The 13,362-nt window shown below is 26.8% G+C and carries 13 protein-coding genes; 2 read left to right on the top strand and 11 right to left on the bottom strand.

Annotation, left to right across the window (positions count from 1 at the left end):
• Nucleotides 1-353 precede the first annotated feature (353 nt).
• On the top strand, nt 354-1,682 hold the full coding sequence (locus LJI21_01565; protein WFW29469.1) for an alanine:cation symporter family protein: 1,329 nt from the start codon (nt 354-356) through the stop codon (nt 1,680-1,682).
• Between the two features lie 427 nt (nt 1,683-2,109).
• Here the strand turns inward: LJI21_01565 and LJI21_01560 are convergent, their stop codons facing one another.
• The 7 genes from LJI21_01560 to prfB all read right to left on the bottom strand — a co-directional run bounded on the left by LJI21_01560 (nt 2,110) and on the right by prfB (nt 8,722).
• Nucleotides 2,110-2,709: a Maf family nucleotide pyrophosphatase gene (locus LJI21_01560; GenBank protein ID WFW29957.1), complete on the bottom strand. Its 600-nt coding sequence runs from the start codon at nt 2,707-2,709 to the stop codon at nt 2,110-2,112.
• Nucleotides 2,687-2,953, bottom strand: a complete 267-nt coding sequence (infA, locus tag LJI21_01555; protein ID WFW29468.1) for a translation initiation factor IF-1 — start codon at nt 2,951-2,953, stop codon at nt 2,687-2,689. The genes LJI21_01560 and infA overlap by 23 nt, the downstream gene beginning before the upstream one ends.
• 145 nt (nt 2,954-3,098) lie before the next feature.
• Nucleotides 3,099-3,590: a transcription antitermination factor NusB gene (nusB, locus tag LJI21_01550; protein WFW29467.1), complete on the bottom strand. Its 492-nt coding sequence runs from the start codon at nt 3,588-3,590 to the stop codon at nt 3,099-3,101.
• Nucleotides 3,583-4,020 carry a 6,7-dimethyl-8-ribityllumazine synthase gene (locus LJI21_01545; GenBank protein WFW29466.1) on the bottom strand — a complete coding sequence of 146 codons (438 nt, stop codon included), beginning with the start codon at nt 4,018-4,020 and terminating at the stop codon, nt 3,583-3,585. Before LJI21_01545 ends, nusB begins: the two co-directional genes overlap by 8 nt.
• The gene (gene yidC, locus LJI21_01540) at nt 4,005-5,717 is read right to left on the bottom strand and encodes a membrane protein insertase YidC (protein ID WFW29465.1); all 1,713 of its coding nucleotides are present in this window, start codon (nt 5,715-5,717) and stop codon (nt 4,005-4,007) included. The genes LJI21_01545 and yidC overlap by 16 nt, the downstream gene beginning before the upstream one ends.
• A gap of 322 nt (nt 5,718-6,039) precedes the next feature.
• Complete coding sequence (gene xth / locus LJI21_01535) at nt 6,040-6,828, bottom strand: exodeoxyribonuclease III (GenBank protein ID WFW29464.1); 789 nt, start codon at nt 6,826-6,828, stop codon at nt 6,040-6,042.
• A 787-nt stretch (nt 6,829-7,615) separates the two neighbouring features.
• Complete coding sequence (prfB, locus tag LJI21_01530; protein ID WFW29463.1) at nt 7,616-8,722, bottom strand: peptide chain release factor 2; 1,107 nt, start codon at nt 8,720-8,722, stop codon at nt 7,616-7,618.
• 151 nt (nt 8,723-8,873) lie between these two features.
• Here prfB and mgtE point away from each other — a divergent pair, with 151 nt between their 5' ends.
• Nucleotides 8,874-10,244: a magnesium transporter gene (gene mgtE, locus LJI21_01525; GenBank protein WFW29462.1), complete on the top strand. Its 1,371-nt coding sequence runs from the start codon at nt 8,874-8,876 to the stop codon at nt 10,242-10,244.
• Here mgtE and LJI21_01520 read toward each other — a convergent pair.
• From LJI21_01520 to rpsF, 4 genes are all read right to left on the bottom strand, one after another.
• Nucleotides 10,241-11,242, bottom strand: coding sequence for a pyruvate dehydrogenase complex E1 component subunit beta (locus LJI21_01520; GenBank protein WFW29461.1), 1,002 nt, complete (start codon nt 11,240-11,242; stop codon nt 10,241-10,243). The genes mgtE and LJI21_01520 overlap by 4 nt on opposite strands.
• A 522-nt stretch (nt 11,243-11,764) precedes the next feature.
• A complete protein-coding gene (gene rplI, locus LJI21_01515) occupies nt 11,765-12,235 on the bottom strand; it encodes a 50S ribosomal protein L9 (protein ID WFW29460.1) in 471 nt (156 codons plus the stop codon).
• Nucleotides 12,236-12,242: 7 nt separating this feature from the next.
• Nucleotides 12,243-12,518, bottom strand: a complete 276-nt coding sequence (gene rpsR, locus LJI21_01510) for a 30S ribosomal protein S18 (GenBank protein WFW29459.1) — start codon at nt 12,516-12,518, stop codon at nt 12,243-12,245.
• Complete coding sequence (gene rpsF, locus LJI21_01505; GenBank protein WFW29458.1) at nt 12,518-13,318, bottom strand: 30S ribosomal protein S6; 801 nt, start codon at nt 13,316-13,318, stop codon at nt 12,518-12,520. The genes rpsR and rpsF overlap by 1 nt, the downstream gene beginning before the upstream one ends.
• Between the last annotated feature and the right edge of the window lie 44 nt (nt 13,319-13,362).

Here is a 13,362-nt window from a genome sequence, read left to right as displayed (position 1 = left end):
TGGATTTTAAATAGTAAAATTACTATAATACGAATTTATAAAATAGTAATTATAATCGTGATTTATTAATTCTATTAATAAGGCTTTAAATTTTACCTAAAAATAAAATATTAGAAAATCATAATAATGAAAGAAATGTGGAGCTTTTTCTATATATAATTTTCTTGCTTATTGCACTCTTTTCCTTAATGGGGTGTTATGTGCATATTTTAATAATAAACACAAGTTACGTTCTCTTTATAATTATTAGAAAATTTTTCAGTATTTTATTTTAAAAAATTTTAATATAGTAATATAATATTTTATGCATATATAATTATAGTTTTAGATAAGAGTCTTACCTATCATTTTAGATGAGCGCGGTAAAATTTGTTTTGCTATTACCAACAATATTGTTAATATTAATTGTTAGCATTTATTTGTCAATAAAATTGAAATGGTTACAAATATTTAGATTTCCATATGCTATTTCGCTTATTAGAAACAAAAAAAAAGAAAATAAACTTTCTTCTATAACTGCACTATTTATAATTCTAGGTGGAAATTTAGGAGTAGGAAATATTTCTGGAACTGCTGTTGCTCTGAAAGCCGGAGAACCTGGTTCCATTTTATGGATGGCAATAATTGTTATTATTACTTCCATAATAAAATATGTTACTTGTTATCTAAGTATAAAAAATATAAAGAAAAAAAATAAAAAATTCATAGGTGGTCCAATAACTTATATGGCTGATGCATTTAACTCTAGAGGAGCAACAATTATATTTTTAATTATTATGGTAATAGTTTCGATAACTGTTGGTAATCTTGTTCAAATTAATTCACTATCAATACCACTTAATATGATAGATGTTCCTGTGATTATAGGTGGAATCGTAATGTCTATAATATTCTTTGTTGTTGCAGCACTTAGTTTAAAAAAAGTTAAAATCTTTATATCTACTATGATACCCATAATGACGATAAGTTACTTGATACTTTGTAGTATTATATTGCTTAAATATAGTGAAAATATTCTTCCCTCTTTAAAGTTAATAATAGGTAGTTTTATTACAACTGATGGTTTTAATTTTGGTTTATCTCTAGGATCCATTACTGAGATATTGACTATTGTCCAAGTAGGAACATTACGAGGCATATTCGCAACAGATATAGGACTTGGACTTGAAGGTATAGTATATTCTTCAATTTCCTTTAAGAGGAATAATAAATTTGTTATTGAACAAAGTTTAATTACAATTTTATCACCTTTTATAGTTGTATTTGTAGTGTTTATTACAACAATGGTACTACTTGTTACAGATTCATGGATTACTGACTTGGAAAGCACCAATATGTGTATTTTTGCTTTTAGAAAGGGTATAAACTGGCACTATATTGATTATGTAATCATGATTATGATGTTTTGCTTTGCTTTTACTACTATTTTTACTTGGTTTTTTTGTTCGAAACAAACAATACGTTATATATCTATGGATGATAGATATACTAAAATCTGGATTATAGTTTTTACTATGACCATTCCATTTGGTGCAATAGGTAAAATTCAGTTATTATGGGATATCGCTGATATTTCAATTGCTGTTTTATTATTTATTAATATATTCGCTATACTCAAGTTAACTTACCGAAACTCGGAAATTTTTACTATTAGTAGCAAATATTTAAAATTAGGTAATTAATAAATTGTTAAATCAATTGATTTGAATGCAAATTCAACAATATAATATCTGTAATTAAAAAAATTTTCATGAATTTTTACAAGCTTATTTTGTGTTTTATCAAAAATTTTACTATTAAGATGAAACTAAAAGTTTACAGTGCTATAAATTGTAAATTTATATTAAATAGTTTTGAGTGCACAAAATAAAATAAAAAGATTCAAAATACATCATAATTTTTTAAATAAAAGGAAACTCTTCTAAGGTTTTAAAATGATAAGCAATGAAATTGATCTAATAGTCAAATATTTTATAAATAAATTAGATTAAAAAGAGTTGTTCAAATATAAATCTGAAAAATTTTTGTTTTCTTTGATAAATCTATCAAACGCAGAAACGAAGGTCTTAAAAGTTGAATCTCTATAAATAAATAGAGAGAAACAAACATTTATTTAATCAAAATTAAATTGAAATAGTTATTCAATAAACAATGGGTTTCGTGTAATGGCAATCCTATAATGGAGGAATAAGAACCACGTATAAATAGTATAAACATTCCAGCAAGATCTTGTACATTATAACCTCCTACTTTATTTTTCCATTTTTCTGATGCTAAATAATACTTAATTTCCTGTTCACTAAGACGTTTAAATTTTACTATTGTAACTACAGTTCTGATATGTTGTTTTAATCGATTAGGAGTTATTAGATATATACTAGTATATACTCTATGTCTTCTTCCAGATAATAAACGAATATATTTTTCTGCTTGCTCAATATTTGTGGCCTTGAGTAATATTCTTCTACCACAGGCGACAACTGTATCAGCACTAAGAATAAAATAACTATGATAATAATTTTGTATTTTTTCGGCTTTATTTTTTGCCATACGGATTGAATAATCTTTTGGAAGTTCTCCTTCAAAGGGAATTTCATTTATATTTGCAGGTAAAATTAAACCTGGTTTGATATTTATTTGCTTTAATAAGGCTATACGTCTTTCTGATGATGAAGCAAGGATAAGATTATTTAGAGATTGTTGTTCTATCACTTATGTTTTTAAGCCTCCTGATTATTCTACCCCTTTTTACATTCCTATCGTAAATGCTCATTTCCACTAAGACTCTATCTCCGATAACAATACGTATCTTGCTTCTTCTAAGTTTTCCAGACACATGACAAATTATTTCATATTCATTATGTAATCTTACTCTAAATTCTGCTGCTGGCAATAAAGTTGTAACTACTCCTTCCATCTCAAAAATTGTTTTTGACTTTTCATTTTTTATCATATTATTTTAAATAAATTCCACTAATTATACTAATTTGAATAAATACGAAAACACCTCTCTGTGCTAATCCTTTCATTGTTTTTACTTTTCCTTCAATAAGAGTTATAGTTTAGTTATATAACATAGACACCAAATAGAACAACTATCAAGTACTTTTATTTTTATTACTTAATTCAACCGCATCTTTTGCTTTATCTAATAGTCCGTTAATAAAACCAATCTCACTAGATTTGTTAAGTAAATCGGATGCAATATTAGTATACTCGCTAATAACAACTGGAACTGGTGTATCATAATTATCTAATTCACATATTGCAACACGAAAAATTGATAAACTTAGAAGATTCAATCGCGAAATAGACCAATTTGGATGTAAATAACGCTCTATTATTTTGTCATAATTCTCGCTCTTTTTTATAACTTTACATAATAATTCTTCCAAGAAAAGATAATCAAATTCTTTGTATTCAAATATATCTGCTAATTCAGTAACATAACTTTTAAATAACTCATGATTCTTTAGTTCAAAAATGCTTCTATCGTAACTTATAAAAATATTTGAATAAGCAAATTGCACAGTGAGAAATCTTGCTATGCTTCTTTTTACGTACCATACCTTATTAGTAGAATTATTCATTTCTATCAAAGTTTTTGTATAAATTTATCATATGTAAAACAACTGAAGCTGCATGACCACCAACATTTCTTTTATTTTTATCAGCTCTTATTAAAGCTTTACTTTTGCTGTTAGTAGTAATAATGCCCATGCCAACAGGTACTATATAACGTGTAATAATTTTATTTAAACCTTCAATTACTCCCTTACAAACATATTGATAATGATCAGTTTCACCACGAATTATACAACCAAGAGTTAAATAACCATCATAATTGACAGATTTATTTTTAATTGCAAAGAGAATTGCAGCTGGTATTTCAAATGCACCAGGAACTTCAATTACGTCAAAATCTACACTAAATGGTTTCAATTTGTTAATTGCACCATCAAGTAAAAGATTTGCTATTTCGGAATAATAAATCGAATTAACTATTAATATTTTTGGCATTTATTTTCTCTTTTTATTATAAATAATTTTATCAATGATTGTTGAATTAATGTTATAATATTACTAAATATCCAATATATTATCAAACCAGCAGAAAAAGAAGAAAAAACAAAAATAGAAATATAAGGTAAAAATTTCATAATGTTTGCCTGAATATCATCATCTTTATTAATTTGATCTTTCTCGTTCATTTTTTGTTGGATTATCATAGTAATGCCTAAAATTATAGGTAAAACACCTATAGAAATAGGAAACTTGTAATTAAATAATCCAAATAAAGTGAAGATGTTCGTTGGATCAGGAGCTGAAAGATCTTTTATCCATAGATAAAAGGGGGCATATCTCATTTCTATAGTAACAAATAACACTTTATATAAAGCGAAAAATATAGGTATTTGTATTATCATAGGAAGAATACCGGCAACTGGATTTATATTATTTTTTTTGTATAACGCAATTATTTTTTCGTGTTGTTTTAAACTATCATCTTTATATAATTTTTTTATACGCATAACTTCAGGTTGTAAATTTTTTATTTTAAACATCGAAACATATGACCTGTTAGATAAAGGGAGCATTAAAAGTTTAATTACTAAAGTTAATAACAATATTGCTAAACCAAAATTTTTTAAAATAATATCAAAATACTCAAGAAGTAAAAATACTGGTTTAGTTATGAAATAGAGAATACCAAAATCTACAGCTTTGTCAAATAATGGTATATTTAAAGTACTTTTATAGTAATCTAGTAAATTTAACTTTTTTGCTCCAGTAAAAAGATAATTTATGCTAGAAATGCTAGTACCGGAAGGTATTCTCTTATAAGAAGAGATAAAGTCTACCTGAAACTTATCAATATTGCTAATATTAGTATGCTTAACACTTACATTGATTTTATCAGATCTTTCAGGTATAATAGCGGTAAGCCAGTATTTATCAGCAAAACCAAACCAACTTTTTTCGCTTGTATCTATTTTTATTGATTGTTTTTTAGCTACATCTTTATATTTCCATTCCTTTAATTCATTATTAAATACACCTATTACCCCTTCATGAGATATCCAATAAGACTCATTTATATTATCACGTTTGCGATTAATTTTTCCATAAGGAATTAAGGATATATCATCATTTGTATTGTTTTCAACAATTTGTTCGACTTTGAACATATAATTATTATCAAGACTGATTTTTATTTTAAATAGAATTCCACGTTCATTATTCCAAAATAAATTTATCATTTTATGATTAGTAAGCTCAATTTCATTTGTTTCCCATATTGTTTTAGAATTTGGAATTCTAATTTTTCCACTCGGATCCAACCATCCAAATTCTACAAAATACACATCTTCCGATTCTATAGGTGAAAGCAACACAACTTGCGGGGAAGAAGAATTTGGTTTTAAGTAATAATTAGTCAAAATAAGATCGTCAAATCTTGCACCTTTTAAAAAAACTGATCCCTTAACCATATTATTCATTAAATTAATTCTTTGCTTTCTAGTAGAATTAATAATTTCAGAGCGGTTTTGATGTACTATTGGAATAAAATCATTAAAAGACTTTATATGTTCAATATCTTCAATTGTATAATTCTTTTGATTTATGTCAAAATAGTTATCATAAATAATACGCCAAGATAATATGATTAACATGGAAATGAAAACTGCTAAAATCAAATTTTTTGCTTCTGACATAGGAATTCAAGCCAATTCATTTCATTAAAGTATTATAACAAATATTGTGTTAAAATAATACAATTTACTTATTGTTGCAAACTTTTACATTTTGTTTTATATATAAAAGTTACATAGAGACATTATTTTATTAATTGACGATAAATGTGGTAATGTTTTTATTGAAATTTTTGACTGAGTAGAATTAGAGAAATACCTCTAGCATACTTTATGTCCATAAAATTTGATTCTTAAGACCTTTTTGCAAATTCAATGTGAGATAAAAGTTTATTTTGAGTACAAATATTTTAGCTTCCAATATCTTCATATTATCATAAAATTTTTATAAATTTTGATTTATAACACATACAACTGGTGCATGATCAGACGGGTTTTTTGACTTACGGGGTCCACTATCTATATAGCATGTTTTTAACATATTAACAATTTGTGGTGATATCAATATGTGATCTATTCGCATTCCCCGATTCATTTTCAACGAATTGCCCTGATAATTCCACCAAGTAAATTGTTGTAAATCCGAATTAGATATTCTAAACGCATCTTTAAATCCAAGATCCAGAATTGCATTTAGTTTTTTGCGTTCTTTTATATGAAAACATATTTGACCATTTAACAAAATTGGATCAAAGACGTCAATTTCATTTGGTGCAACATTATAATCACCAGCTATAATAACAGTTTTATTTTTTTTTAATAAAAATGCCATTCTTTTATATAGATTATCAAAAAATTTAAGTTTATATTCAAATGCACTGGAATCTGGATTATGACCGTTTGGAATATATATACTTCCCACTATTATCTCTTGATTATTAAATTTTACTTTGCACTCTATGTAGCGAGAGTCTCGATATTCTTCTACAAAATTAATTTTTGATGTTTTAAATATTTGATATCTAGATAAAATACAAACACCATTTCTTGCAATTTGTCCGTAAACAGCACATTCATATTTCAACTTTTTTATTTCTGCATAAGGAAACTGTTCTTCTGTACATCTTATTTCTTGCAGTAGAATTATATCTATTTGGTTATTAATTATAAAACTACAAACTTGTTCAATTCTTTTACGTATAGAGTTAACATTCCAAGTAGCGATTTTTAACATAACAAAAACCATTACTAATTGTATTCTAGTTTAAGATATAGTAGAGAAATTTAAATTAATTCTCATCTATAAAATTTTATAATTTTATATATTTTTCTTTGAACTCCCTTAAAAGGATATGACAATGTCATTTATATAATTTCAAGTTTTTACATTAGAAAAAAATTTCAATATTGACCTTTTTGCATTATATAATATGTTAGCAGAATCATAAAAACTTTATTATACATATTTATTATTTGATAGCTGATCTCAATTAATAATATAATCATATTAATAAAAAGAAAACTTTAAAATCTTTTGATTTTATGCCAAACCCCGAATTTGTATTCGAACAATGTGAAACTAAAATTTGTAATTAAATTACAGGTATCTTTTAATTTTTAAGTTGAGTTTTTCCTAAATTTTATAAATACTTTTAAGTAAATTTAACTAAATGTGCATTAAATGGTCAATATGGGTTAATGGTTTTACTTATGAATACCAATTAGGTAAATACGCGCGCAATTCTTTAATAGTTAAAATTTTAAAATAAAATATTTCAAAAAAAATTGAAAGCACAAAATAAATTTGTACAAAGACAAAACAATTTTGTTTTAAACATTATTCTTTGAATAAGTTAAAATATATTATAATAATTTATTGTTTCTTAATGAATATGTTTATTAGTTTTAAAATAAAACATTCTTTAGAATCTATAAGTTCAAATAAGAATTTACTTTTTTAAAAATAAAGTGTAATTACACATTTATAGTTCCTAACTGTATGCTATAAAATTAATTTATACTTAATTTTTATTATTAATTAAAACGCTGATTATAAAGCAATCTATGTTACCATCAAAAACAGAAGTTACGTTATTTACTTCATATCCTGTTCTTAAATCTTTTACCATTTGATACGGATGCACAACATACGATCTAATTTGATTACCCCAACTCATATTACATTTTTTTCCGTACTCTTCAGCCATTTTTTTTTCTTTTTTTTCTAATTCAATTTGATATAAACGCCCCTTAAGCAATTCTAATGCTTCATGTCTATTTTGGTGCTGAGAGCGACTATTTTGACAACGAACCGTTATATTTGTTGGAATATGCGTGATACTCACTGCACTTTCAGTTTTATTTACATGCTGACCACCTGCACCTGAAGCGCGATAAGTACTGATTTTTAAATCTTTTTCATTTATAATAATGTTAATTGAATTTTTTACTACGGGTATCACAACCACACTTGCAAAAGTAGTATGGCGTTTATTATTTTCATCAAATGGTGATATTCTAACTAATCTATGGATGCCGTTTTCGCTTTTTGCCCATCCATATGCTTTCTTTCCAAAAATTTTTATGGTTACAGATTTTATCCCGACTGATTCTCCATTTAATTTTTCTACAATTTCAATTTTAAAGTTATGATAAATTTCTGCCCATCTCATATACATACGCATAAGTATCTCAGCCCAATCATTACTTTCCGTCCCTCCGGCTCCTGAATGAATCTCTAAAAAGCAATTATTATTATCAGCTTCATCAGTAAATAAGAATTCTTCTTCTTTACGTTTGACTAATTTCTCTAATTTTAATAATTCATTCTTTATTTCATAAAAAAATTTTTCATCATTCTCATCGATAGCTAATTTCATCAAATGAATAGCATCATTATAATCATTTTCTAATCTCAAAAAGAGTTCTATGTCACCTTTAAGTTTAGAACGCTCTTTTAGGATTTCTTGCGCTTTTTGCTTATCTTGCCATATGACGTCGCTCGCAGCTTGTGATTCCAATTCCGCAAGACGAAACTTTAATTTTTGTATGTTAAAAACTTTTTTAACAAGAGAGATATTTTTATTCAAATTTTGAAAACGTTCAAAAACCTCTAAATAAGCTCTCACTATGCCCTAGATTTTAATATATTTATTATCAATAGTAATAACAGTACACAAAATAGAAATTTAACCATATAGTAGTTAACTTAAAACGTTCTTATTGTACTCTAACGTTTAGAGAAAGTCAAATTATATGTATTTTAAAAAAGGTGAAGATATGAATATTGAAATAAATTCTCATTATGGCTTAAATAACAAAATTATTGACGATCTAATTGAATCTCTTGATAAGGAAGAGATAGAGAATGTTCGTAATATTGTAGAAACCATAGATAGCGTTCAATTGGCTTATTTTTTATCTACTTCAATTAGTGATCATAGAGAAAAATTAGTCAATATTCTAGATAAAAATCTGTTAAGTGATGCTTTAATACATGTAATACCAGGCTTACAGATGGAAATTATAGAAATGTTAGGAATAGAAGACACTGCAAAATTACTTACTTCGCTTAAAATAGAAGATACAGCAACAATAGTAAAAGACTTAGATAAAAAATCTATAGAGAGTATACTTCGCTATTTACCAAATACAACTCAGAAGTTAATAGAAGAATTATTATCATATCCAGAAGAAAGTGCAGGAAGACTAATACACAAAAACATGGTTATAGCTCCATATTATTGGACGATAAATCAATTAATAGAATTTTTGCGTAACTATAGAAAAATACCAAAGGTATTTCATCAGATTTTTGTTATTAACTCAAAATTAGAACCTATAGGTAGTATTAGTTTAAATGAAGTAATATTTAGTCCAGGAGAAACAATAATAAAAGAAATAATGAGTCAAGAAATAAAAATTATTAAGACTGGAGTTGATCAAGAAGAAGTTGCTAGAATATTCAAAGATTACTCTTTATTGTCAGCTCCAGTAGTAAATAAACGTGGTAAAATTATTGGTGTTATCCTAATTGAAGATGTAATAAAAGTTGTTCAACAAGAGACGGAAGAAGATGTTTTAAAAATAAGTGGTGTATCATCTAAGGCTGATATAAACGCTCCTATACATAAAACTATAATTCAAAGATTACCTTGGTTATTATTTAATCTTTTAGCTGCAACAATTTGTTCTATAGTAGTTGGTTTATTTGATAATGTAATAGAGAGCTTTATAGTGTTACCGATAGTCATGCCAATAATCACGTCAATGAGTGGAAATGCAGGATCTCAAACAGTAACACTCACAATTAGAGCAATTGCAACAAAATATTTGACCGATCAAAATGTAAACAGAATATTAATAAAAGAATTTTTAATAGGTCTTATAAATGGGATAATTCTATCCATTATTTCACTAATAGTATTAATTATAAGATTTCATAGTTTTAAAGTAGAAATTATTTTTGTAGTTTCTATGATCATGATGTCGATTATTGCAACATTTATTGGAACTTTTATTCCTATAGTATTGCATCGCTTAAAGTCTGATCCTGCAGTTTCTTCTTCAATCCTTACATCAGCAACAACAGATATTTTTTCTGCTTTTATATTTCTGGGCCTAGCCACGCTTTTTCTTCTAGGTAGCTAAGAAATTTTTCTAAAACAAACTAAATTGACAGCTCTAACTATATCTTCTATTTGCGGTAATGCCTCTTTTTCTAAATTTGCAGCATATGGTATAGGAACATCTTTACTTGTTACGCGCGCGACCGGAGCATCAAGATAATCAAACCCTTGCTCCATAACTGCAGCTGAAAGTTCCGCACCTATCCCAGCAAATGGCCACCCTCCTTCTACACTAACTAACCTATTAGTTTTTTTAATAGAATTAATAATAGTTTCAATATCAAGTGGTCTTAATGATTTTAAATCAATAACCTCAGCTTCTATACCATTTTTAGAAAGTAATTCTGCTGCATTTAAAGCATCCATTAATTGCAATGAGAAAGCTGTTATAGTTACGTCATTTCCTTTACGTATAACGGTAGCTTTACCTATTTCAAGTAGATAGTCTTTATCCGATAATTCGGAATCGGAAACTTCGTGTTTATGTCCGTAAGAAATTTCATTTTCTAAAAATATCACTGGATTTGGGTCTCGAATTGCAGCTTTAAGAAGACCTCTACAATCAGAGGCAAAGTATGGAGCTATTACTTTTAATCCTGGTATGTGCGAATACCAAGATGCAAAGCACTGAGAATGCTGCGCAGCAACTCTAGATGCAGCACCGTTTGGTCCCCGAAATACTATAGGACATCCAAGTTGCCCACCAGACATGTAATTTGTTTTTGCTGCAGAGTTCACTATTTGATCAATAGCTTGCATAGAAAAATTAAAAGTCATAAATTCTACAATTGGTTTAAGTCCAGCAAATGCTGCTCCAATAGCAAGGCCGGTAAATCCATGCTCAGTAATAGGAGTATCAATTACTCTATTCTCTCCAAATTCTTTTAATAACCCTTTTGTTACCTTATAGGCACCATTGTATTCTGCAACTTCTTCGCCAATTATAAACACGTTGGGATCACTACGCATTTCTTCCCTAATTGCTATACATAAAGCTTCCCTCACGCTTAAAGTTACCACTATAAAATTTTTAAAAATAATAAAGGTTAGATTATAACAAAATTATGCGTAATTAGTAAAGCAGATATTAGCATAAGTTGAAATTAAAATTTATCCTCGTAGTATATATAATATTTCTCTTGTACCCTTTATTATACTATTACAAAATTTAAATTGTTACCATGTGTAATATTATCAATTAATATCTCAAATTATATTGTAGATACAGATTGTAGAAATGATCTAATAATAGAAGGATGTATAAAATTCCAATTCACTTTTTAAAGTAAAATACTTTCTATTAAAACTTTATTAATACTATAAGCTATGCTTGAATATACCTTAAATTATATATTGTAAATTATTTTGGAATATTTATCATACGACTAAATATCAGCTAGACTACGGTTACCTCAACACTGAAAATTAAAAGTAGAATATACCCTCTCCTAAAGAGAGATAAACCCATACTATGTTTAACTTCTCCTACTTTAGGATTTAAAATTTACTATTATATACTATTTTTATTTTGCAATTTTATAATTATCGATTATGTACATCTGCCTCTGATCTTACAACATAAATTATCATTGGTACAATCACCTCATTATGAAGTTCTATATTTACTCGATATTTACCCAAACTTCTTATTTTTATTCCATTAAAAGATATTTTACGGTGATCAATTTTACAAGCATAAGTTTTTAGTAAAAACTTCGCAATTTCTCTTGTTGTTATAGAGCCAAAAATCTTACCTTCTTCAGAGGCTTGTTTTATAAGTATTATAAACTTATTAATAAGAGAAGCTGCTATTTCCTTTGCTAAATTCAACTTTTTTATATTCTCCTCTTCTAAGGAAAAACGTTGTTTTTCTAATTTTGCCATATTTTCTTTAGTAGCTTTAATAGCTTTTTTCTGTGGAAAAAGAAAATTTCGTGCATAACCAGGTTTTACTTTTACGATTCCACCCAACTTACCAAGAGTTCTTATGTTTTCTTTTAAAATTACTAACATAAATTATTTAAGTTTTTTTGGTGCAGTAAGGGATAAGTGATAGAAAACGAGCTTTTATAATTTCTGAACGCAATTTTCTATGTTTTTTCGCACATACACCAGTCAATCTTCTAGGTAATATTCTACCATAATCAGAAATATATTTAGATAATAAATCTATATTTTTAAAGTTTATTTTTCCATCTTCTAACTCAGCAAGAGGACAAACTCTAGAACGCTTTAAATAAGCTCTGTTATTTGCAGATACATGAAAATTATTTAAATTACCTCGTTTTCTCGTCATTATGCACTTTGTTCACCAATATTCCTATTCATCATGCAAGATTCACCTTCAAAAAATTCTCGGACTCGAATAGACAGATAGCGAATTATATTTTCATTAAGCTTTACTTTACGAATAAACTCGTTCATGATACTGGGAGTAGAACTTATACACATTACACAATAATGACCACTTTTCATCTTATTTATTGGATATGCAAAATCTAACAGACCCCAATATTCATACTTTATGAACCCTGAAGCTGTAATATTGCCTAAAATTTTTTCTAATTCTCTATTTAATTGGTTATCAAAATACACAGTTATTTTTGTTTCATCATGTTTTAAAATTTTAGAAAAAAGTTTTATCAAATGTTTTGAAATATTTTCCATCAAATGATTTGTCATATTGTAAATAAATGTTCTTTTAGAAACTTGTTTACTATCTTTTAAGAATTCGTTTACAAAACTTTGTATTTCTTCTAAACTTCCTAAGTTAATATGCTTTAACTCATCATCAATCCTTGACTTTACTTCTTTTAAATTTAAAAGATCTTTTTTTAATTCAATCCATAAGATCCTCGTAACTACTTCCAAAAAATTAGAATAGATAATTACATTTTCTTGAATTTCTTTAACAAGAACTTTTAACTCTTGCTCCGCAATCTTATCTTTTCTTTCTTTTGTAAAATCTTCAATTTGCTGAAATATGATATCAATCTTTATGTTTTTTAATAAAGCACACAATTCATGTAATATTTCCTCTACTTCTTGTTGCAAGAGGCTTTGTTGCGCTATAAAAACAAACTCATAAAGATTCACTTAAATATTCTCTAATATCAACTAGCTCCAGTATACTTAAATCT

The sequence above is a fragment of the Wolbachia endosymbiont of Menacanthus eurysternus genome, from assembly GCA_029715105.1.
Taxonomy (GTDB): domain Bacteria; phylum Pseudomonadota; class Alphaproteobacteria; order Rickettsiales; family Anaplasmataceae; genus Wolbachia.
The sequence above is the reverse complement of the archived record's forward strand: the minus strand, read 5'-3'. Positions and strand labels throughout refer to the sequence as shown.

What these genes read in the sequence shown, in the direction of transcription:
- xth (WFW29464.1), bottom strand. Translation starts at nt 6,828, where the DNA reads ATGTTAAAAATCGCTACTTGGAATGTTAACTCTATACGTAAAAGAATT.
- rpsR (WFW29459.1), bottom strand. Translation starts at nt 12,518, where the DNA reads ATGACGAGAAAACGAGGTAATTTAAATAATTTTCATGTATCTGCAAAT.
- rplI (WFW29460.1), bottom strand. Translation starts at nt 12,235, where the DNA reads ATGTTAGTAATTTTAAAAGAAAACATAAGAACTCTTGGTAAGTTGGGT.
- LJI21_01545 (WFW29466.1), bottom strand. Translation starts at nt 4,020, where the DNA reads ATGCCAAAAATATTAATAGTTAATTCGATTTATTATTCCGAAATAGCA.
- mgtE (WFW29462.1), top strand. Translation starts at nt 8,874, where the DNA reads ATGAATATTGAAATAAATTCTCATTATGGCTTAAATAACAAAATTATT.
- nusB (WFW29467.1), bottom strand. Translation starts at nt 3,590, where the DNA reads ATGAATAATTCTACTAATAAGGTATGGTACGTAAAAAGAAGCATAGCA.
- yidC (WFW29465.1), bottom strand. Translation starts at nt 5,717, where the DNA reads ATGTCAGAAGCAAAAAATTTGATTTTAGCAGTTTTCATTTCCATGTTA.
- infA (WFW29468.1), bottom strand. Translation starts at nt 2,953, where the DNA reads ATGATAAAAAATGAAAAGTCAAAAACAATTTTTGAGATGGAAGGAGTA.
- LJI21_01565 (WFW29469.1), top strand. Translation starts at nt 354, where the DNA reads ATGAGCGCGGTAAAATTTGTTTTGCTATTACCAACAATATTGTTAATA.